This window comes from Pseudocolwellia sp. G5-9 (assembly GCF_055808995.1).
This window is the reverse complement of record NZ_CM147893.1, coordinates 4,219,572-4,243,017: the sequence shown is the minus strand read 5'-3', so window position 1 is coordinate 4,243,017 and position 23,446 is coordinate 4,219,572. Positions and strand designations below refer to the sequence as shown.

Sequence of the window (23,446 nt, the reverse complement as noted above, 5' to 3'; positions counted from 1 at the left end):
TAAATTAAATTGAATAAGTTAATTAATTTATATCAATACTTTTATTCATATTCTCAAGCTATAATTGTTGTACTAAAACGGATTTACCCTATCTATTATCTAGAGGCTCATATGTTTTTAAAGGCTCATAAAATTCACTACGTTATTTCAACCTTATTTATGTCAGCAATAGTACTTATATCTGGTTGTGATAATTCCACGCCAACACCTAATAAAGAAAAACTTATTCGCCCAGCTAAAATATTTACTGTGGTAGATCCTTCTGAACAGGCGATACGTAATTTCCCAGGAGAAGTTGAAGCAAATGCCACATCTAAACTAGCGTTTAGAGTAAGTGGGCAAGTTATCGATTTTCCAGTAAAACCCGGTAATACCGTTGAAAAAGGCGATGTGGTCGCACGATTAGATCCTACAGACTTTGAGTTGCAACTTGACGACAGACAAGCGCGATATGATTTAGCTAAATCTCAATTTGAACAAGCTAAACTTTTATTAGCGCGTAAGCTAGGTTCTCAATCAGGTTTTGACGAAGCAAAAGCCAACTTAGGCGTTGCGCTATCGTCTCTTAACGTGGCTAAAAATAATTTAGAATATACCTATTTACACGCACCTTTCTCGGGCAATATTTCTAAAGTATTTATTAAAAACTTTGACCACGTTCAAGCTAAACAAACCATTATAGATTTACAAACACTCGACATTATTGACATTTCAATACAAATGCCTGAAAACATCGCGTCACGTGTTAAAAAAGGCTCTCAACATCAACCGACAGTTATTTTTGATTCGCACCCTGATCAAGAGTTTTTAGCAACGGTTAAAGAATGGGACACACAAGCGGATCCTTCCACCCTAACTTATAAAGTTGTTTTTTCTTTACCCACTCCTAAAGATTTTAATGCCCTACCCGGTATGTCGGCCAATATTCGCATAGACCTTTCTAAAATAACCCAGCTAGAGTCACAAAAACTTGTTCTACCAATAAGCGCCGTATTTTCTCCTGAAGATAAACCGTTAGATAACCCGAAAAAGTTTGTTTGGAAAGTTAACCCAAACACCATGACAGTGCATAGAATTGCCGTTGAAGTAGGTGAAGTAAAAAGCACAGGCATTGAAGTACTTTCGGGATTAAGCGCAGGTGACCAAATTATTGCAGCAGGCAGTAACTTTTTAACTGAAGGCATGCAGGTTCGTCCTTGGAATCGTGAAAAGGGCTTATAAATGAAACTTACCGAGTACTCTATAAAAAACAGCGTAACCAGCTGGATGTTTGTATTTATACTACTGTTTGGTGGCATTATTGCTTATAACGGTTTAGGACGTTTAGAAGATCCTGAATTTACCTTAAAAATGGCAATGGTAACTACGGCTTACCCAGGCGCTTCACCTACCCAAGTTGAAGAAGAAGTTAGCTACCCTATTGAAAATGCAATACAACAACTCCCTTATGTAAAGTTTGTTACCTCTATTTCAAGTGCAGGGTTTTCTCAAATTGTTGTAGAAATGAAGCCTACCTATCGTAAAAATGATTTAAAGCAAATTTGGGATGAGTTAAGACGAAAAATTAATGATTTAACACCACAACTTCCCCCAGGTGTATATCCGCCTACAGTTCTCGATAATTTTGGGGATGTATTTGGCGTACTACTTGCCATTAGCGGAGAAGGTTACTCGTACGAAGAACTTAAAGATTATTCTGACTATTTACGCCGCGAACTCGTTTTAATTAAAGGTGTAGGCAAGGTTAATGTTTCTGGTGAACAACAAGAGCAAATAGTAGTTGAAATAACACGAAATAAGCTAGCAGCTTTAGGTATTCCCTCCAGTAGAATTTATCAATTACTGCAAACTCAAAACCAAGTATCTAACTCTGGTAAAGTTAAAATTGGCAGCGAATATATTCGATTACACCCCACAGGCGAATTTCAAACCGTTAAAGAACTAGAAGGTTTGATTATTTCCAATCCGGGAGCGTCTGAGCTCGTTTATTTAGGTGATGTTGCCAGCATTCGCCGTGATTATGCAGAAGTACCCAGCCACATTACCAACTACAACAATAAACAAGCTTTATTACTAGGTATATCGTTTTCATCAGGCGTTAATGTAGTAGAAATAGGTCAGCACATTGAAGAACGTATTAACGAATTAGAAAACTTTCGCCCTATCGGTTTAGAGGTAGCTAACGTTTATAACCAACCCGCTGAAGTTGATAATTCAATGCAAAACTTCATGATAAGTTTAATAGAAGCCGTTGCTATTGTTATTGCTGTACTGCTTATTTTTATGGGCATAAAAACAGGGGTTTTAATTGGTATCGTATTATTACTTACCGTATTAGGTACTTTCATTTTTATGAATTTATTTAGTATTGACTTGCAACGCATATCATTAGGCGCATTAATTATTGCCTTAGGTATGCTGGTTGATAATGCCATTGTCGTCACCGAAGGTATTCTCATCGGCATGAAAAAAGGTCAAACCAAGCTACAAGCCTCTTTAAGTATTACTTCGCAAACTAACCTCCCTCTTTTAGGTGCAACCATTATTGCTATTGCTGCATTTGCTCCTATTGGTTTATCGTCAGACGCAACGGGTGAATTTGCCGGTAGTTTATTTTGGGTACTTCTTATTTCACTACTGCTGAGCTGGGTAACCGCCATAACCTTAACGCCCTTTTTTGCTCATATCATGTTTAAAGAAACCCAAGTTAATAAAAATATTGAAGGCGATAAAATTCAGCAAAACGATCAAAACGATGACCCATATAAAGGCGCTATTTTTACTGGCTACAAAGCTTTATTAACACTTTGCATGAAACACAGAGCCATTACCTTATTTATGATGCTTGCTTTGTTTGTAATGTCTGTAATAGGTTTTGGTCAGGTTAAACAGTCGTTTTTCCCTAAATCAAACACACCTATGTTCTATTTAGATTATTGGCGTTTTCAAGGTTCAGATATCAGAGAAACACAAAAAGATATTGAGTCGATTCAAGCGTATTTATTAAAACAAAATAACGTCACTCAAATAACCTCTACCGTGGGTCGTGGTGCGCCACGCTTTATGCTGACTTACGCACCTGAAAAATCGTACGCTGCTTTTGGGCAGCTAATTATTCGTGTTGAAAATAGAGAAGCACTACCAGAGGTTATGGGCAATTTACGTACTTATGTGAATGAAAACTACCCGCAAGCTCAGTCTAAAATCAAAGCGATGGAAATAGGACCAACAACCGATGCAAAAATTGAAGCTCGATTTTCAGGGCCTGACCCAGACGTACTCAGAAATTTAGCAATACAAGCTACTCAAATATTAAAAGATGACGGTAAAGCTTTTAATATTCGACATGATTGGCGAGAACGCACTAAAGTTATTCGCCCTCAATTTAACGAAGCCATGGGCCGACGTGTAGGCGTAAGTAAGCATGATATAGACGAACTCTTGTTAACCAACTTTTCTGGTCAACAAGTTGGTTTATATCGCGAAGGCACTAAGTTGCTCCCTATTGTAGCTCGCGCGCCAAAAGAAGAACGCTTAAACATAGACACCTTGCCTGAGCTACAAGTTTACAGCGCATCGTCGGGTAAACACGTACCTATTATGCAAGTTATTAACGGCTTTGAAACCGACTGGGAAGACTCACTCATTATGAGACGCGATAGAAAGCGTACCATTACCGTAATGGCTGACCACGATGTTTTAGGCGATGAAACTGCCGCGAGTTTATTTAATAGAATTAAAGCGCCAATTGAAGCCATTACATTACCTCAAGGTTACTCATTTGAATGGGGTGGTGAGCATGAGTCTTCTAAAAAAGCACAAGCCGCATTATTTGGTGGCCTGCCTTTAGGCTATTTAGTTATGTTTGCTATTACTGTTTTACTGTTTAATTCAATTAAAGCGCCGCTTGTTATTTGGGCTACCGTACCACTTGCCCTTATAGGTGTATCAACAGGCTTGCTTGTAATGGGCGCACCGTTTAGCTTTATGGCATTACTCGGTTTGTTAAGTTTATCAGGCATGTTAATTAAAAATGGCATTGTGCTGGTTGACCAAATAAACCTAGAACTTAGTGAAGGGAAAGAGCCTTACCACGCCGTATTTGATTCTGCCGTAAGTCGTGTAAGACCTGTAGCTATGGCCGCAATAACCACTATTTTAGGTATGATACCGTTACTATTCGATGTATTTTTTGAGTCAATGGCGGTAACAATAATGTTTGGTTTAGGCTTTGCCACCATACTAACGTTAATTGTTGTACCTGTACTGTTTACCGTACTGTATAAAATCAAAGCGATACAAAATTAAGGCTATATAAAATTAAGTTTATTGCTAGATAATAAAAGATTGCCCTGCTTCAATTAGGATAATGGGTAGAAAATAATAGAGCCTGTGTTTATATAACACAGGCTTTTTTATAGTTGAATGTTTATCTTTCTAATACAGCTGTAGAGTATTAACTTACCTTCACAGCTGTTGGGTAAACTTACGCCCAAGAAAATCTATTCAATATAAGCATACGGAAAATCAGTGGCACGATTTTGAAATGACAATATAGCAGGGTTTTTGATAATGCCCTCATCAAGGTTGATCGCTTTTCTAATCGTATCGTCTTCATACCAACGCTCACGACCGGCTAATACCACAGGTAAATAAACAATAAGTGCCGCTGAAATAGAACGTGTGGCACTTTCCCAAAGGTAACTCGGTGTATGGTCTACCGCGTAATAGTCAATGGTTTCATACTTAAACATAGGTGCTTTAAAGGTTGTTGGTTTAGCAAAAAAGAAGCCCATACCTTCATCGCAACTTACATCAATAATTAAACCATTAGGTTTAAGGCATGCCTTTTCAGATTCAATAATAAAATCGATGGGGTTTGCCGTATCTTGAAAAGTTCCGTTTACCATAATGTCTGCTTCGCTGATTAATTCAGTTAGCGGCCTTGCTGTTCCGTCATGTTCTATCACCATCATGCGTGCTTCGTCTGCTGTTCCAGCGCGAATTCGAACATAGTTACAATCAAGCACTTCTTCGCGTACTTCGTGATCAGGACGTTGAATACAAATAGTAATATCTCTAAAGCCATGCGCTTTTAAAGCATATATTGCACCACGACTTACTGCACCAAAACCGAAAATAATGATTTTACGTTGATTACCATAATGACCATCCATACCTTTTAATTGCAGCGCATGTAAAACACCACAATACCCTGCCATTTCGTTATTTTTATAAAAAGTATGACGCCCAACTTGACCACTTGGCGACCAAACAAACATATCTTCAAAAGCAATTAATGTTTGTTTACGCTCTAAAGCCGCCTGTGTAATGTCTTTTTGCTGAACACAATGTACATAGCCCCATAATGTTCCACCTTCACGTAGTTCTTCTAAATCAGCTAATACAGGCTTAGCAATAATAACCGTACCTACCTCGGCCAATAATTCATGACGTGTAGCAATACCGCCCGTTAAATCCGCTATTTCTGCATCTGAAACACCGAAAGGTTCACCGTAAGCTTCTTCAAATATAAGTTGACTGCGGAGTGCTTCAGGAATGCGTTTTAAATGTCGAGGGTGAATAGGAAATCTACGTTCGTCTTCTTTTTTTGAAGTCCCTATGACTCCTACTTTTAGTATGCTCATGTAACTGTTCCTCGTTATAAAATAAATACGACGTCATAAACGAATGAAATACCAAGTAGATTAATTAACTGCTCATTTTTCCTCATGAAAAAGTAGATCACTTATTTAATCAAATGGGTATAAAAGCTTCGCCAATAGGCCAGTTTGATAGAGTCTGCTCTGTTCTTATGTTAAGAGTTTTGGAATATTAGAGTTTGCTAAGCAAAGCTCTGTAAAATAAGGGGTATGTCGCCAAGAGAGCAACATGGTTTTTATTTGATAAAACGATCATCAACAATAAATAAAAAATACATAATCATAATAATGATCAAGCATTTACGTTTACTTTATTGATGTAGCGTTTTTCGAAGAATGAGTATAAGTACGTGCAAGTTCATTAAGTAAAGCGAGTAATAAGTTTACTGAGTTAAACGTTAATGGCCGTAATTATAGGCAGAAAATAGGTAAGAGAATGTTAACTGCTCGGTGATGAAGGCCTATCATAGCATTTTTGAAGCTTATTCTATACCTGCAAGTTGAAATGAAGGGATATAAACGATTTATTAAGCTAAATGGCTTGTTAAACATAAAGGAATAATTGGTTACATTATTCCTTTAAGTATTTGCTAAAAACTTATTTGTTTCTTTCAACAATCCCCATCAATTTGTAGGTAAGTAATGCGGCTGAAAAGTCGTAAGCATGAAAACCTGCAATCGGCGCATATTCCATAATATCGAAGCCAATAATGTTGCGTTGTTTCGCTACAGACTCAAACAAGTTGAGGGTTTGATACCAAGATAAACCACCCGGTACGGGTGTTCCTGTAGAAGGGAATACTGAAGGATCAATTCCGTCAATATCTACCGTAAAAAATACGTTTTTAGGAAAGCTTTCAGGCAAGTTTATGCTTTGAATATTTTGTGGTACGAGCTCGTCAGCATCTTGAAAATAAACACCGTGCTTCTCACGTGTTGCTATTTCTTCTTCACAAAAAGCACGGATACCTAATTGATAAAGAGGAATGTTTAAATCAACCAAACGTTTCATTACGGATGCATGGCTTAGCTTATCGCCTTCGTAAGCATCGCGTAAGTCAGCATGTGCATCTATTTGCACAACACCAAAGTCTGTAATACCTGCATCCAAATAGCCTTTAATAACACCATAAGTAACCGTGTGCTCGCCACCTAAAACTACGGGAATACTGTCTGCTTTAAGTATTTTTGTGACTGCATTGGCGATATTTTCAATCACTTGCTCTGGGTCAACCGTGCAATCAACCACATCGCAGGTATGAATACCTAACGCTGAAGGGTTCGATTTTCCGTCCCACGTTTCTAGTTGTTCTGACGCTTCTAATATAGTTAATGGCCCTTGCGCTGTTCCGCCACTGTACGACACGGTTTTTTCGTAAGGTACAGGCAATACCGAAAAAGCAGCTTGTTCGATAGGTGATTGTTCTATTTCAGACGCGAGAAAAATAGGATAGTTTTTTGTCATGATAATGCAGCCATTATAGGGAAAATGTTATGTAACTTAGCTAAAATCAATAAAAGCCCTGTGATAAAAGCTAAGCTAAATGTATTAAGATAACCGTTGTTTAAAGTCTTCATAACCAAATGATTTTACAACATTTAGTTTATCAGTTTTTGAATTCCAAATAGCGATTGATGGTAATTGCGTACCGTTAAACGTACTAGTTTTTACCATAGTGTAATGCGCCATATCCTCAAACACTAAGCGTTGACCCACTTGAATAGGTTTATCAAAACTGTAGTCGTTTATTACATCGCCAGCTAAACACGTTAAACCACCTAAACGATAGGTATGCGGTTTTTCATTCGCCTGCCCTGCTCCTGAAATGTCAGGTCGGTATGGCATTTCTAACGTATCAGGCATGTGACACGTAGCAGATGTATCTAAAATCAATTGCGGAAAGTCGTTATAAATCACATCAAGTACTTCACAACTTAAAATACCTGTGCCAATCGCAACGGCTTCACCGGGTTCAATATATACTTGTAAGGCGTATTTACTCATAAAGCTTTTAATACACGTAATTAGGCCTTCGGTATCATAATCAGGTGCGGTAATGTGATGACCACCACCAAAGTTAATCCATTTAAGCGTAGTAAATAAATGAGAAAATTTAGCCTCAACACTCGCTAAAGTACGTTGTAATGGTAAAAAACCTTGTTCGCATAGCGTATGAAAATGCAGACCAGAAATAAGCGTGAACGCTTGTTGAAATTCAGGTAACGCAAGATATTTTTCCAACTCAGACGCAGGTGTACCTAAACGAGAACCTTTAGCGCACGGGTCGTAAAGAGCAACTTCGCCTTCTGAATGTTGTGGATTAATGCGTAAACCAAACGATAAATCGTCTCGTGTGGTTAGCGCTTCGCGGCATATGTTTTCAAAACGTAGCAACTGGCTTGGGCTATTAAAAACAATATGATGCGCAAAGGTGACTAGCTCACGTATATCAGCTTCACTAAAGCCAGCTGAATACACGTGAATTTCGCCATGGTAAAACTCTTTTGCCAATTTAGCTTCGTGTAAACCGCTTGAACAAGTACCACTAAGGTACTTGTTTGTTAACGGCGCTAACGACCACATAGAAAAGGCTTTTAACGCGTGCAGAACCTTAGCTCCACTTTGCTGTTGAACGGTGTTTAATATGTTTAAATTACGTTCAACAGCGATTTCATCTACCACAAAACATGGCGACGGTAAGCGGGTTAAGTCAAGCTGAGCAAAGTCAGTAAATTGCATAATACGCTGTACTTATTGGTCAAGGTTGAATTGATCAAGCTCGATAACTTTCCACGGTAAGCCAAATTCATTCATGTCGGCCATGAATAGATCCGGATCAAACTGCTCGATATTGAAAACGCCTGGTGTTAACCAGTTTTTTTCAACCATCATTTTGGCGCCAATCATTGCTGGAACACCAGTTGTATATGAAATAGCTTGAGAGGCTACCTCTTTATAACAAGCTTCGTGATCACAAATTTGGTAACAGTAAACTATTTTTTCTTTACCGTCTTTTAAGCCACGCACAACGGTACCAATACAAGTTTTACCTTTTGTTCTTGGCCCTAAGCTTGATGGATCAGGTAATAATTTAGCTAATAATTGAATAGGTACAATTTGATGCCCTTCATATTCAATGGGCTCAATACCTGTCATGCCTACATTACCTAATACTTCTAAATGCTTAAGATAGTTGTCTGAAAAGCTCATCCAAAACTGTGCACGTTTTAACGTAGGAAAATGTACCGTTAACGATTCTAGTTCTTCGTGATACATGCGGTAAATATCAAAGTCACCAACACCATCAGGACAAGTAAACTTCGCTTTTTTACTCATAGCGGGTGTGGTTACAAACTCACCATCTTCAAAGTGACGACACTCAGCGGTAACTTCACGAATATTAATTTCAGGATTGAAGTTAGTGGCAAACGGGTAACCATGGTCGCCACCATTTACATCAATAATATCTAGGTAATGGATTTCATCAAAGTAATGTTTAGCAACATAAGCAGTAAACATGTTGGTAGCGCCGGGATCAAAACCACTCCCTAAAAGTGCTGTTAAGCCTGCTTTTTGAAATTTTTCTTGATAAGCCCATTGCCATTTATATTCAAATTTAGCGGTATCTAATGGTTCGTAGTTTGCAGTATCCATGTAATGTACGCCGGCTTCTAAACAAGCGTCCATAATGGTTAAGTCTTGGTAAGGTAACGCCACGTTAATCACTAAGAATGGCTTTTCTTGCTTAAGTAATGCAACAAGTTCAGGAACATTATCAGCATCAACTTGCGCCGTATTAATTGTTACGCCTGTTTTTTCTTTTACGCTATTTGCAATAGCCTGACATTTAGCTAGCGTTCTGCTAGCTAATACAATTTGGGTAAATACATTATTTTGTTGAGCGCACTTTTGTGTAACAACGTTACCTACACCACCTGCGCCGATTATCATCACTTTAGTCATTTTAAAATCACATACGCTAAAAAAAGTTGGTGAATTTTAGTGATAAATTCAAATTTTACAAGCTATTTTTTAGCTAATGTCCTCATAGTAAATAATAGTTAATTTAAACAATAGTCGTATAAAAAACAAACAATAGATACTTGGTATTAAGTATACTGCTCTATAAATTTAATAGATTCATTCCATTGTGGGTTTTGACCCAATTGTTTAAAGCTGTGTTGTGTGCTTTTTAATAAACGCTGAATACGTTGGTTACTGATTTTATTTATATTGATATTCGCGTTATCAATCACGCTAATGCAGCCTTCTCTGTTATTACATAATAACAACATATCGCAGCCTGCTTGCTGTGCAGCTTCAGCTCGTTCTACATAACCACCAACACAAGATGCGCCTTCCATAGATAAATCATCACTGAAAATAACCCCTTCAAACTCTAACGATTCCCGTAGTATTTTCTGCAACCAATACGATGAAAAACCAACAGCTTGGCTATCTATTTCAGGAAATATAATATGCGCAGGCATTAACGCATCCACTTTATTCGCTTTAATTAGGTGTTTAAAAGGTAAAATATCGAATGCTTCTATTTCAGATCTTTTTCGGTAATCAATAGGTAAATCAATGTGAGAATCAGCTTTAACACTACCATGCCCCGGAAAATGCTTACCTGTAGCCTTCATGCCAGCCAAGTGCATACCTTCAATAAACGCATTAGCCAAATGAATAATAGCTTCGGGTTGAGAATCAAAAGCGCGATCACCAATCACTTCACTAATACCGTTTACATCTAAAACAGGAGCGAAGCTAATATCAATATTACAGGCTTGAACTTCAGTCGCCATAACGTAACCACAATGTGTGGCGAGCTCTTTTGCCTTAGCATAATTTTGCTGTGTTTTAGCCATAAGTGAACCCATTGCAGGGATCAAACTAAAACCTTTTCTAAAACGTTGTACTCGACCACCTTCATGATCTACCGCAATAAGAAACTCTTTTTTGGCGGCTTTACGTATTTGGTTATTTAAATCAGACAACTGCTCCACAGATTCAAAATTACGCGTGAATAAGATAAGGCCACCAACAAGTGGATGTTGCAGTAACTCTTTATCTTCTTGAGTGAGCGATGTACCCAGTACATCTAACATTATAGGGCCCATGTAAACCATCTTCTAACTGTAATATACGAATACAGAGATTATAAATGATTAATATTAAAAGAATATAAATCATTAGGTTTATCTAGATAAAGCGCATTAAAACAACATTTAAAGCTTGGTATAAATGTTGTTTAAGAAGATTTGATCAAGCGTTGGAAGGAATAATTGGAGCCGCTACACCAGCAGCAATATAAGGAATAACCTGTTGAATAACACCTGAAATATCAATATTTTTATCAAAATCACTTTTAGCAATATCAATTAAAGCGCCGCTTGAAGACATAGTAAATATAACAGTGCCCATAGTAAGGTGTAATCGCCAAAATACTTCTTCAGCGGTCAATTCAGGATAAGCTTTATAAACCGCGGCAACAAAATTTGAGATAACTCCCGGATATTGAGTGGTTAAAAACCAACGTAAAAAACCTTGGCTGTCGGTATAACCACGCCCAAGTAATTGTAAAAAGTTACTCGTACCGTTTTCTTTAAATTGATTTAACCACAATAGCGGTTCAACAAAAGCAGAAAACACTTCAATTAAGGTAGGTTTTTTATCGTCGTCACAAATTTGTTTAAGAGTGTTTTCTAAACGAGGAGACAGTTCATTCATATAACGAGACATTACTGCTTTAATTAGCTCTTTTTTAGAACCGAAATGATAATTTACAGCAGCTAAATTAACTTCTGCTTGACTGGTAATTTCTCTTAACGATGTACCATTAAAGCCATTTACAGCAAATAAATGTTCAGCGGCGTCTAATATCTTGTTTTTTGTACTCATAATATGATCAAATTTTTTATTGAAATAAGTAAACTGAATTTTCAAACAACCAGTTTAAACAGGTGTTTAAAGTATCGTATAACACTAGCATAGGTCAATGTTTTGAAGAAACAAAGGTAGCATGAAATATACTTTTGTTCATTTATTAACACTGCAACATTATATTATAGCTTTAATATACCCGTTACCACTCAAGATACGTATTTCAGCACACTTGAGCGATATCAATTCAAGGAAATGCTTTGTAATAATGGTCGTCCATATAAAAAGGATTATGGTTGCTCAAAAATAAATTTCTGTTTTATTAATAATAATCTCATTATAGAACACCATTTAACTTAGAAAATCCCCTTTTCATACTATTTTAATTTACTACAAAACATATTTTCATATACTGCATGTATAATTTTAAAAATAAAGAGCGCTATAAAAATGAACAAATCATTTACGCTATCAACCATTGCAATCGTTATGTCTACGACATTATACGGCTGTATGGGAGAAGCTTCAGTTAAGTCAACATCTCCAACGCCTCAAGAAGCCAATCAAGCATTAACAGCAAAAGATGCCGAAACTTTTTTGAATAACACAGAGCAAGATTTAATAAAACTAGGCATAGAAGCTAATCAAGCTGAGTGGATTTATAGCAATTTTATCACTGAAGATACTGAAGCTTTATCTGCAAGAGTTAGCCAAAAAACAACAGAAGCGAGTGTTAAATATGCGATAGAAGCAGCTAAATTTGATAACGTAAATGTTTCTGCTGATCAAAAAAGAAAACTAGATATGCTAAAGCTCGGCTTAGTGATGCCTGCTCCACAAGATCCAGAAAAGTCAGCTAAATTAGCCCAACTAGGTTCGCAGTTAAATGGAATGTACGGTAAAGGTACTTACACGAATAAAGCAGGACAAACACTTAATTTAGGTGAGATGACAGCTACAATGGCTACCTCTCGCAATTATGATGAATTATTAGAGCTATGGGAAGGTTGGAGAACCATCAGCCCAGCAATGAAACCTTTATACGTTAAACAAGCTGAGCTAGGTAATGAAGGCGCGAGAAGTTTAGGTTATAAAGACTTAGGTGTTATGTGGCGCTCTAAATACGATATGCCTGCTGACGATTTTTCTAAAGAACTTGATCGTTTATGGGGACAAATAAAACCTTTATACGATGATTTGCATTGTTATGTTAGAACTGAATTAGGTAAGGAATATGGCGAAGATAAAGTGCCTCAAAACAAGCCGATTCCAGCCCACTTATTAGGAAATATGTGGGCACAATCTTGGGGTAATATTTACGACTTAGTTGCACCTAAAGATGCCGACCCTGGATACGATTTAACAGAACAACTTGAAAAGAAAAACTACGATGAAATAAAAATGGTAAAAGGTGCTGAAAAGTTCTTTACTTCTCTAGGCTTTGATCCTTTACCAGAAACCTTTTGGTCACGTTCATTATTTACTAAACCGAAAGACAGAGATGTTATCTGCCATGCTTCCGCTTGGAACTTAGACTCTAAAGACGATATACGTATTAAAATGTGTATTCAAAAAACAGGTGAAGAATTTGCGGTAATTCATCACGAACTTGGACACAACTTTTACCAACGCGCATATAAAAATCAATCGAAGTATTATCAAGGTAGTGCAAATGACGGATTTCATGAGGCGATTGGCGATACTATAGCGCTCTCTGTAACACCTAAATACTTAAAAAAGATTGCTTTAATCGATACCATCCCTGATGAATCTAAAGATATTGGATTGTTACTTAAGATGGCGCTAGATAAAGTCGCTTTTATTCCCTTTGGTTTATTAGTTGATAAATGGCGTTGGAAAGTGTATTCAGGCGAAATTACTCCTGAAAACTACAACACCGCTTGGTGGGAATTACGTGAGAAATACCAAGGTGTTGCAGCTCCCGTTGAACGCGATAAAAATGCCTTTGATCCGGGCGCTAAATACCATATACCCGGTGGAACACCCTACTCACGTTATTTTTTAGCGCATATTCAGCAATTTGAATTTCATAAAGCCCTATGTGAAATATCAGGTAATACCGACCCCATTCACCGTTGCTCAATCTACGATAGTAAAGAAGCTGGCGCTGCGTTAAATACCGTATTAGAAATGGGTGCGAGTAAACCGTGGCAAGAAGCCTACAAAGTATTAACTGGTACTGAGCAAATGGATGCTACCGCTGTTTTAGATTATTTTGCGCCATTACAAGAATGGTTAAAAGAGAAAAACCAAGGAAAACAGTGTGGTTTTTAGACGTAAATTTTATCTGTTAAACAGAACTTAATCATCCGCTCCATCTATTTATAAATAAATCAGCTGAATTGATACTAATAATTCAGCTGATTAACTAACCTCAATTCGGGTTAATGAATGTTAGCGAATGAGTTAAAACCCTATTTATCAAAAACTTAATACACACCATTATTTTCCTAAGCTATATTAGTCTCTCAACATTGATATTTTTGTGTATAACAAGGCGAATTTAGGCGTAAAAATAGCTTGTTGAGTAACTTTGCTTATCCCGAGCTGAGGTTAAGTATTCCCCTAACGTCAGTCAACCTATATCCTTAGTTATATTGCTAGCGACTTAGTGTAAACAAAAATACTATGTAGTGTTATGTAACCATTCAAGATGCAGGTTTCAATGAGAACTTAAAACAATATAGGCACAGATTTCACGTGCCAAACTAAATCTAAGGTCTACATCCATGTAAGAACCTGACTAAAGTTAATAACGAAGCATAAACTGTTTTTAGAACCTCCGAAGAAACACTCTGAAATAGCCTCTTGATCGGTAAGGGGTATATACAGCAAAAAAATTAACGTAATTCTCTTCTTAAAATTTTACCTACGTTAGATTTTGGTAATTCATCGCGAAACTCAACTAATTTAGGGACTTTATAATTGGTTAGGTTTTCACGACAATGGGCAATAAGCTCTTTTTCTGTGACACTTTTATCTTTCAATGCCACAAATATTTTAACAATCTCACCACAACTATCGTCAGTTACTCCAATCGCTGCAACCTCAAGAACACCTTCGTGCATCATCACAACTTCTTCAATTTCATTAGGAAAAACATTAAACCCCGAAACAATAATCATATCTTTTTTACGATCAACTATTTTAAAATAGCCATTTTCATCCATACAAGCTACATCACCTGTGGCCAACCAATCGTCTTTCAATATTTCGTTAGTCGCATCGTCACGTTTATAATAACCTGCCATGACTTGTGGACCTTTCACCCACATTTCACCAGGTTCACCTACAGCAACTTCTACACCATTTTCATCCATAATTTTTATATCGGTAGACGGAGCAGGTAAGCCAATAGTGCCATTGTATTCAGTTTGCGTGTATGGACTTAAAGTAACTAAAGGTGCACATTCAGTTAAACCATAACCTTCTAACAATAAAATAGATGTAATTTGTTGCCACTTTTCAGCTACAGGTCGTTGCACAGCCATACCTCCGCCAAGCGCCATTTTTAAATGGCTAAAGTCTAAATCTTTAAATCCTGGTGTGTTAATAAGACCATTAAATAAAGTATTTACCCCTGTAATAGCACTAAAAGGGTATTTAGCTAATTCTTTTACAAAACCCGCCATATCTCTGGGGTTGGTAATCAACAAGTTAGTTCCACCAAGTGTTACAAACGTTAAGCAATTAGCCGTTAAAGCGAAAATATGATAAAGAGGAAGTGCAGTAACAATAATTTCACCTCCCTCATCAAGCAATGGTTTGATAGCAGCTTTAGCTTGTTCTAAATTTGCCACCATATTACGGTGTGTAAGCATAGCTCCTTTTGAAACACCTGTTGTTCCTCCTGTGTACTGTAAAAAAGCTAAGTCTTGTCCAGTAATATCTACAGGTTTAAATGTTCTTTTCGCGCCTTCAGTTAATACGGCATTAAAACGAATAGTATTAGAAAGTTTAAAAGCAGGTACCATTTTTTTAACGTATTTAACGGCAAAGTTAACCACAGCCCCTTTAACTAAGCCCAAACGGTCACCTAACGAAGTTAAAATAACGTGTTTTACATCGGTTTTATCGATAACTTTAGCTAAGGTACTCGCAAAGTTTTCAATAATGAGTATAGCTTTGGTATCTGAGTCTTTTAATTGATGCTCTAGTTCGCGAGCAGTATATAAAGGATTAACATTAACAACCGTTAAACCAGCCATTAAGGCACCAAATAACGCGATAGGATATTGCAGCGTGTTAGGAACCATGATGGCAAATTTATCGCCTTTTACTAAGCCCAGATCTTGCTGCAAATAAGCAGCAAACGCTTCAGCTTGTGAAGCTAACTCGCTATACGATATTTCAGATCCCATATTAATGAATGCTGTGCGATCAGTATAAATACCACAGTACTTATTAAACATTTGTACCAATGATGAATATTTATCAGGATCTATTTCAAATGGAAGATTAGGAGGATAACTTTTTTCAAGCCAAATTTTGCTCACGATGTTCACCCTATTATAGTAATATTTTTTATGTAGATTTGATGAAAATAAGTTTTATCAAATATTAACTGGTCATTCCAGTTAATTTATCATCTTATTCAAAAATACCCGTTAAATTAGAGAATATGTGCTTATTTACTCTAATTTTAGCTCCACTTCAGCAGAAGACCTTTCATTTTAAAAGACTAAATTGATGTAACAAACTCACTAATAAGCTTAGCTGTTTCTTTAGGTTTTTCCATATGAACATGATGTCCACCTTCAAGCTCAACTATTTTTTTACAAGGCATTAAAGGGCAAAACAGTTCTATTCCTTTTCTAACAAAGTCTAACCCTTTACTACCATAAATCACTTGCACCGGTATTTTAATATCAGAAATGATTTGTTTGCATTGAGTTAAACTTAAACGATAAGGAGATATAGTATTTAATTTACGATCTGAACGCCATGACCATTGCCCTTTTGTATACAGCAAATTGCGAGAAACAATAAGTTCAGCATGGCGATACTCAAGATCTGAGATAAGCACTCTTGCTCTTACTGCTATGTCTAATGATAAAGTTGATGATTTTCTGTTAATAGTGGGAGCTGAGCTCGCTTTAATTCGACTTAGCATACCTTTACGCAATACTGAGGTACTTTCTGCCTCATCTCCGTAAATAAAGCCAATAGAATCGATTAAAGTTAAAGATTTTACTTTTTCTGGAAACGCTGCAGCAAAAGCTGAAGCAATCATTCCCCCCATTGAATGACCTACAATATGAACGTTAGTCCACTTGTTAGATTCAAATAACGCCAAAATATCATATACCCAATCAATAAAATGATAATGAGCATCAACACTTTTGTGTGAAGAAGCACCATGGCCAGGTAAATCAATTGCAATAACATTAAAGTCATCTTTAACGTCTAAATACTCAAATAATGGCGTAAAACTAGCCGCATTATCTAACCAGCCATGTAGGCAAAGTATTATATTATTTGAATTTTTATTAATGGTAAGTGCGCTAATTTGAGAAGAGGCTGTTTTAAAAACAGCCTCTTCAATACTTTCTGAAGGGATTTTCATCTAATTTACGTATGGTTATCGTTTTTTGACTGGCGGCATAATCGATTTAGTCGATTGCTTATTACTTGAGCTTGACGAACGAATAACAATAGGACGATTATAATTAATATGTGAGCCTGACCAGTAATATGGGTCGTTGTGATAATAGTGTGGTGACTGACGTAAATTAATATCAACACGTTGGATATTTTTCCATAAATGAACGCTTGCGTCTTTTAACACAGGAAAATCATATTTATGTTCACCTATTTGACCACTTTCAAGTTCAGCTACTGTACCTACAGCAGTAATACTTCGTCCTTCTTTATAAATTACAGGATCAAGTAAACCTTTAAAATATAGCCTAAAACGACCAGGAGTTTCATCACCTTTCTTCGGTCGTAAATTATAGGTTAGCGGAAAATTAACAATTTCTAACATGGTATTGTCAGCATTATTCTTTACAGATGCAATAACACCACCCCAACGTGCTTTTTCACCAATAATACTAGCAGTAGGTGATTTTGCACTTGAGAATTCTACTGTTTTGGTGTTTTCGGGCAACTCTAATTTTTTAGGTACAGACGCACATGCTGTACATAATAAAACGCATGATATAAGCCAGTATTTTGTCATGATGAATCTCCTATGCTTTACTTATTACAAGTTAACTGCAATTTAATTACAATCTACTGACAATAGATTGTGATGTCTATCTTACGGTAAATTTAGATCGCTTACTTAAGGTAAATAAACTCAATATAGCCATAACAGACCAGATTATTACCCAAATAAGTTCAGGAATAAATGTTATTTCTGCTAAACGAGCACCATCACCAAGAGAGCGTCCGTCTAGCAAATACAATGGGCTTAACAAGCTATTTAATAACACCATAATACCGGTAAATTTTAATAATTTTTGTAAATAACCTAATTTTGGTAATTTAAATTGTAAGAAAAAAATCCCCAGCACCACTAACAAAATAAATAAGGTTAATAAATCTCGTACCCAAAAAATGAGAGAACACACAATAAGCGCAATAATTAATCCAGTAACAATTTTTGCCACTTTTTGATTAATAGATGCAATTGAATAAATTAAAAAGCCCCACATAATTGCGCCAGCATAGCCCATAAAGCTGATTAATAAGGTAAAGCCACCACGAGTTGTACATAAACCCGCACCATTAGGAAACAGCTCTATTTGAACAACACTTCCCCCCGTAATTAAAGCAGCAAGGCCGTGACTAATTTCATGAAAATAGCTTTCTAACCATTTAAAAGGGACTGAAATAATAGGGATTTGAATAAATATAATTGCGGCAATAATAAACAGCCAAAACTGGTGTCTATTTAAAAAACCAACCGAACTTTTTTGAATATTAGGCAAATAGATTAACGCCAAAGAATTGTTTTATGTTTTCTCTCTGAGCAATGTTATCAACCGATTGATAGGCTGCAACTGCTGAAAGGTTTTGCTGAGAAGGTTTATCGTACTGAGAGCTTTTAGATTGTTGTTGATCACTTGCTGAATTATTGGTTGAGGAGTTTTCTCCTCGAACCACAATACCTGTGCCTGATTGAGCTGAATTTAGCTCGGCTTGTTGTTCAAGTAGTGCAATAGCTTCTTCACTAACATCAAACCGTGATTTATCTTTCTCTAAATTTTTGCTTTTACTACTTTGATTATTTTCATCAATAGGCGCTACAACAGGCTTTACATTCCCCTGTTGATTAGCTTTACCAACACCTTGTGTACCTTGTGCGGCACGTAAAGCTTGGTTTGAATATGTTGAGTCATTTATGTTCATAAGTGTAATTTAACAAATAATGATAAAGGTTAAAACTAAATTTATTTTAGCTGATTTTATAAGCGCCACAGCAATAAAATTACGATTGAGATTTCTGTAAAGTATAAATTATAGACTATTTACCCGGTAATTTCTTCCATGAGACGGTATCTCGCACATAAACAGGTTGAGCGTTTTCTGCAGCGACACCTTTATTTTGACTAAAAGCCACTGCGCCAATAAGTAACATAGCTTGAGCATGGGGGAATAACAGTTCGGGTTCGCCTTCATTATGTTTTAATTGTTCAAGATCGGCCTTGTAAGCTTCCCAACCGGTACCTACACCATAAGGTAAGTTATTCATATCAAGACTTACCGTATCGATATAATATTGTTTAACCGTAGCTGGTGGTAATACACGTTCTGCAGTTTTAGGTTGCATAATATTATTGTCGTCAGCTTCGTAATAGCCTGTATAAACTTCACTCATACGCGCGTCAATCGCTGAAATAACACGAGTTTCACCATAAGTAGTTAAGGCTTGTTGCGCCATAGCCTGCAAAGTAGATACACCGACGACAGGTAATTCAGCTGAAAAAGCTAAACCTTGTGTTACGCCAATACCTATACGTACTCCAGTAAAACTCCCTGGACCTTGACCGTAAATAATTCCGTCTAATTTATCTAAAGAACACTCGGCACTTTTTAATAGTTCATCTATCATAGGCAATAAACGTAAGCTATGAGATTGCGGACATAACTCATATAAACTGGTGATATTACCTTGATACTGTAGAGCTACTGAACACGCTTCTGTTGATGCATCAATAACTAAATAATTTGCTTTACTCATGTAAGTTTTGTCTCTGTTTCTAACTTTTGTTCTTCTGTATTATTGTTCAAGCTTTTTAAAAATGTAGCTGCTTGTTCAATATTTCGTGTGCGCTTCATCGCAGGTAAACTATTTAAAAACACTTCCCCGTACGGTTTATTAACGAGTCTATTGTCGCAAATAACCAAAACACCTTGGTCGCTTACATCTCGTATTAAGCGCCCTACTCCTTGCTTTAAAGCAATAACCGCTTGAGGTAGTTGTATTTGCGAAAAAGGTTCGCCACCACGGCGTTTTACATCTTCACTTCTTGCTTGTAATAAGGGATCATCTGGCGAAGCAAAAGGTAACTTATCAATAATAACACAAGTTAAGCTGCTCCCTCTTACATCGATACCTTCCCAAAAACTTGCTGTAGCTAATAAAACTGCGTGTTTTTGTTCAATAAATTCTTCAAGTAATTTTCTTTTCCCCATTTGCCCTTGTACTAACAACGGGTTTTCTATTTGCTCTGAAAGCAGTTCAGCAACTTGATGCATTACGCGATAACTAGTAAACAACATAAAACAGGCACCTTGGCTTGCTTCAATTAACGGTAAAGCAATATTTGCTAACGCATTTGCACGGCTTTTATCATTAGCTTCAGGTAAATAACGCGGCACAACAAGTTGTGATTGTTGTTCGTAATCAAAAGGGCTTTCCAGTAATAAATGATTAGCGCTAGTTAAGCCTAAATGCTGAGCAAAATGTTCAAATTTTCCATCTACCGCCAGCGTTGCTGATGTAAATATCCAACCAGCACCTGACTCTTTAACGTACTCACTAAATTTATCAGCAACAGATAATGGCGTTTTATGAAGCACAACATGTCGAGGTGTTGTTTCATACCAAAAGCTCATGCCTAAAGCATCAACATCTACCATAATATCGTACTGTGCTAATAAATTAACGGCGCGTTCAAAACAATGATCAATCGCTTCATTACGCGATACACACAATTTGATCACCTGATACAAAAAATCTAAATCTACTTTTAACGAGGCGAATGCTTGACCAAAGCGTTTTTGGTTATGCTTTTCTCGCCAGTTTCCCCGTTCAGGATCATAATTAAATAACAGCCTAAATTCTTGGCTTGTTTTTAATAGCTTTTCAGCCGCTTTTCCTAATTGTTTAACATCCGTTAAGCTAGTTTTATAAACCTGAATAACATCGGTACATAAGTCTAATAATTGGCGAGTTGAAAATGCCTCACCAAAATACTCACTCGCAATATCGGCTATTTGATGGGCTTCATCAAAAATCATAATATCAGCTTTAGGAATTAGCTCACCAAAGCCGCTATCTTTTAATGCCATGTCAGCAAAAAACAAATGATGATTCACCACAACCAAATCAGCATCAATCGCTTTTTGTCGTGCTTTGACTAAATAACAATCTTCAATATTAGGACAATCTTTTGCTAAACAATTATCGACAGTGCTGGTAACAAAAGGAAATACCGGAGAGTTTTCAATAACATTAACCAGTTCGCCCGTATCCCCCGTATGAGTAACATTTGCCCATTCTCTTACTTTTACAAAATCAGCTAAACTTTCGGCATCTAACTGCCCTCGCGATTCTTTATATTGATCAAGTCGATAAATACATAAATAGTTAGCGCGACCTTTCAACAAAGCAACTTGTGCCTGAGTCGCAAGAGACTTTTTAATAAGAGGTAAATCTTTATGAAATAACTGTTCTTGCAGGTTTTTAGTCCCGGTTGAAACAATGATCTTTTTTTGAGGTTCTTCTTTCGCAGCAGCTTCTTTATTAGCAATGAGTGCAGGAATTAAATAAGCAAAAGTTTTACCTGTACCTGTTCCAGCCTCCACAATTAGCGATGACTTATTTTTAATTGAATTAGCCACTTCAATGGCCATATCAGTTTGGGCTTGGCGTGGTGAAAAGCCTGAAATAGCGCTAGCTAATGCGCCATTTTCAGAAAAAGCATGCTCAACAGGAGTCATCTACAGCAGGATTCTTTTAGATTAAGTTAATTGCGTTCTATTATAAGGAAATGAAGGAGAAAAAATAGCGTTGAAGTAAAAATCACCGCGGAGAAATACTTAATCACACATATATATCTAAATGTGGAGGTTTATCTTCACCCTGCTTAGAATCAACGCTATCAGGCGTTTCTTCTTCAGCATCACTTTTTTCAAGCTTATGCTTATCAGCATGCTGTTCTAAGTGATCAAAATCTTCTGTTAATTCAGCTGTTGCTGGTTCTTTAGCTGGTCCCTTAACTTTAGAGTTTGCAGGTTTTATTGGCGTTTGAACAACACGCCTCAACTGAGTGGTAAAAATATCCATCATGCTGCCCTCCGCAATTTAACATTAAATACTAATAGCTCTATTATCGGCTTGTAAGAGAAAACCTTTACTATCTTAGATCAATATTTCATATTAAATAGTTAAGAAATACTTGCCCTAAAAGCAAATAAACAGTATTGTACGCTCCATTAAACAGATTAAAAATATTTCTGTACTGAAATTTCTACGTAATGAATATTAAACAGAAAACGACACGTTTTCCAAAACGAGAAAATAATGAATTTAAACCTGAACTTACATCATCATCACCATACGGATTAGCTGCTCAGGTTTATTCGCTGAGGGGCTGTGACCTTTCAGTGGTAATCGAAATATAGAATTTTCTAAAACCCCCGAAAGAGTCATCTCTCTCGGGGGTTTTTACGTTTAGCTCTATCAGCTTAACGAAACAAGAATGATCAAATTTAAAATTTTAAAATTAATAGGACATTAAGCATGACAACTGAAACACGTTTACGCATAGCAATGCAAAAATCAGGTCGTCTTAGCGACGATACACAAGCTCTATTTAAACGTTGTGGTTTAAAAATCAACGTTACAGATAGAAGATTACTCGCTCATGTTGCTAATATGCCTATTGATATTATGCGTGTAAGAAGCAGCGACATCCCAGGATTAATTATGGATGGCGTATGTGATTTAGGTATTGTTGGTGACAACACGCTTGAAGAAGAAGAATTAGCACGTGCTTTAATTGGCAGCAAAAATGAATACATTCGTACAACACCATTAGATTTTGGTGGCTGTCGTTTTTCTATCGCTATGCCTGAAGAGTTTGAATATACCGGCCTTAAATGTTTAGACGGTTTACGATTTGCAACAACCTACCCACAATTATTAACTCGTTTTGCCAAAGAAAACGGTATTAACGTAGAGTTTTGTTTATTAAAAGGTTCGGTGGAAGTAGCTCCTCGTGTAGGTTTAGCTGACGGTATTTGTGATTTAGTGTCAACAGGCGCTACTTTAGAAGCCAACGGATTAAAAGAAGTTGCTGAAGTATTTCGTTCAAAAGCCTCATTAATACAACGTGCAGATACCTTAAACCCAGAAAAACAAGCTATTTTAGATACCTTATTGCCACGTATACACGGCGTAATGAAAGCTAAAGAAAGCAAATACATTATGCTACACGCACCTAAAGACAAAATTGCTGAAGTAAGCACTTTAATGCCGGGAACTGAAACACCAACAATTTTACCTTTAGCGGGCCGCGAAGACATGGTTGCCGTTCACGTTGTTGCTACAGAAACATTTTTCTGGGAAACAATGGAAGAATTAAAAGCCTTAGGTTGTCACTCAATTCTTGTTATGCCAATTGAAAAGATGATGGGCTAA

Annotated in this window: 18 protein-coding genes and 1 other annotated feature; of the genes, 4 read left to right on the top strand and 14 right to left on the bottom strand. The window is 36.7% G+C overall.

From position 1 onward, the window contains the following. Positions 1-111 precede the first annotated feature (111 nt). Together AC0L5Q_RS18425 and AC0L5Q_RS18420 are read left to right on the top strand one after the other, a co-directional pair. Positions 112-1,221 carry an efflux RND transporter periplasmic adaptor subunit gene (locus AC0L5Q_RS18425; protein WP_473612870.1) on the top strand — a complete coding sequence of 370 codons (1,110 nt, stop codon included), beginning with the start codon at positions 112-114 and terminating at the stop codon, positions 1,219-1,221. Further along, positions 1,222-4,308 carry an efflux RND transporter permease subunit gene (locus tag AC0L5Q_RS18420; protein WP_473612866.1) on the top strand — a complete coding sequence of 1,029 codons (3,087 nt, stop codon included), beginning with the start codon at positions 1,222-1,224 and terminating at the stop codon, positions 4,306-4,308. 194 nt (positions 4,309-4,502) lie between these two features. Here the strand turns inward: AC0L5Q_RS18420 and AC0L5Q_RS18415 are convergent, their stop codons facing one another. The 6 genes from AC0L5Q_RS18415 to psrA all read right to left on the bottom strand — a co-directional run bounded on the left by AC0L5Q_RS18415 (position 4,503) and on the right by psrA (position 11,568). Further along, positions 4,503-5,648: a N(5)-(carboxyethyl)ornithine synthase gene (locus AC0L5Q_RS18415; protein WP_473612862.1), complete on the bottom strand. Its 1,146-nt coding sequence runs from the start codon at positions 5,646-5,648 to the stop codon at positions 4,503-4,505. A 613-nt stretch (positions 5,649-6,261) separates the two neighbouring features. Beyond that, entirely contained in the window at positions 6,262-7,128 is an 867-nt protein-coding gene (speB, locus tag AC0L5Q_RS18410) for an agmatinase (protein ID WP_473612859.1), read from the bottom strand. An 84-nt stretch (positions 7,129-7,212) separates the two neighbouring features. Next, a complete protein-coding gene (gene nspC, locus AC0L5Q_RS18405; RefSeq protein WP_473612855.1) occupies positions 7,213-8,403 on the bottom strand; it encodes a carboxynorspermidine decarboxylase in 1,191 nt (396 codons plus the stop codon). Positions 8,404-8,415: 12 nt separating this feature from the next. Then, complete coding sequence (locus AC0L5Q_RS18400; RefSeq protein ID WP_473612851.1) at positions 8,416-9,627, bottom strand: saccharopine dehydrogenase family protein; 1,212 nt, start codon at positions 9,625-9,627, stop codon at positions 8,416-8,418. A 146-nt stretch (positions 9,628-9,773) separates the two neighbouring features. Beyond that, positions 9,774-10,787, bottom strand: a complete 1,014-nt coding sequence (nagZ, locus tag AC0L5Q_RS18395) for a beta-N-acetylhexosaminidase (protein WP_473612847.1) — start codon at positions 10,785-10,787, stop codon at positions 9,774-9,776. A 145-nt stretch (positions 10,788-10,932) separates the two neighbouring features. Continuing rightward, positions 10,933-11,568, bottom strand: coding sequence for a TetR family transcriptional repressor PsrA (gene psrA, locus AC0L5Q_RS18390; protein ID WP_473612843.1), 636 nt, complete (start codon positions 11,566-11,568; stop codon positions 10,933-10,935). A gap of 432 nt (positions 11,569-12,000) precedes the next feature. Between psrA and AC0L5Q_RS18385 the strand changes: the two genes are divergently transcribed. Next, positions 12,001-13,845, top strand: a complete 1,845-nt coding sequence (locus tag AC0L5Q_RS18385; protein WP_473612839.1) for a M2 family metallopeptidase — start codon at positions 12,001-12,003, stop codon at positions 13,843-13,845. 566 nt (positions 13,846-14,411) lie between these two features. Here the strand turns inward: AC0L5Q_RS18385 and fadD are convergent. The 8 genes from fadD to AC0L5Q_RS18345 all read right to left on the bottom strand — a co-directional run bounded on the left by fadD (position 14,412) and on the right by AC0L5Q_RS18345 (position 22,093). Continuing rightward, positions 14,412-16,067, bottom strand: a complete 1,656-nt coding sequence (gene fadD, locus AC0L5Q_RS18380; RefSeq protein WP_473612835.1) for a long-chain-fatty-acid--CoA ligase FadD — start codon at positions 16,065-16,067, stop codon at positions 14,412-14,414. A 185-nt stretch (positions 16,068-16,252) separates the two neighbouring features. After that, on the bottom strand, positions 16,253-17,137 hold the full coding sequence (locus AC0L5Q_RS18375; RefSeq protein WP_473612831.1) for an alpha/beta fold hydrolase: 885 nt from the start codon (positions 17,135-17,137) through the stop codon (positions 16,253-16,255). Positions 17,138-17,152: 15 nt separating this feature from the next. Next, entirely contained in the window at positions 17,153-17,752 is a 600-nt protein-coding gene (locus AC0L5Q_RS18370) for a Slp family lipoprotein (protein WP_473612828.1), read from the bottom strand. A gap of 76 nt (positions 17,753-17,828) precedes the next feature. Continuing rightward, positions 17,829-18,506 carry a M50 family metallopeptidase gene (locus tag AC0L5Q_RS18365; protein WP_473612825.1) on the bottom strand — a complete coding sequence of 226 codons (678 nt, stop codon included), beginning with the start codon at positions 18,504-18,506 and terminating at the stop codon, positions 17,829-17,831. After that, on the bottom strand, positions 18,499-18,927 hold the full coding sequence (locus AC0L5Q_RS18360; protein WP_473612821.1) for a hypothetical protein: 429 nt from the start codon (positions 18,925-18,927) through the stop codon (positions 18,499-18,501). The genes AC0L5Q_RS18365 and AC0L5Q_RS18360 overlap by 8 nt, the downstream gene beginning before the upstream one ends. A gap of 115 nt (positions 18,928-19,042) precedes the next feature. Then, entirely contained in the window at positions 19,043-19,759 is a 717-nt protein-coding gene (gene tsaB, locus AC0L5Q_RS18355) for a tRNA (adenosine(37)-N6)-threonylcarbamoyltransferase complex dimerization subunit type 1 TsaB (RefSeq protein WP_473612817.1), read from the bottom strand. Further along, the gene (locus AC0L5Q_RS18350) at positions 19,756-21,744 is read right to left on the bottom strand and encodes an ATP-dependent DNA helicase (RefSeq protein ID WP_473612813.1); all 1,989 of its coding nucleotides are present in this window, start codon (positions 21,742-21,744) and stop codon (positions 19,756-19,758) included. Before AC0L5Q_RS18350 ends, tsaB begins: the two co-directional genes overlap by 4 nt. Positions 21,745-21,847: 103 nt before the next feature. Next, the gene (locus AC0L5Q_RS18345; RefSeq protein WP_473612810.1) at positions 21,848-22,093 is read right to left on the bottom strand and encodes a hypothetical protein; all 246 of its coding nucleotides are present in this window, start codon (positions 22,091-22,093) and stop codon (positions 21,848-21,850) included. 254 nt (positions 22,094-22,347) lie between these two features. After that, positions 22,348-22,477 (top strand) — a sequence feature (His leader region). A 69-nt stretch (positions 22,478-22,546) separates the two neighbouring features. Here AC0L5Q_RS18345 and hisG point away from each other — a divergent pair. Continuing rightward, a complete protein-coding gene (hisG, locus tag AC0L5Q_RS18340; RefSeq protein WP_473612806.1) occupies positions 22,547-23,446 on the top strand; it encodes an ATP phosphoribosyltransferase in 900 nt (299 codons plus the stop codon).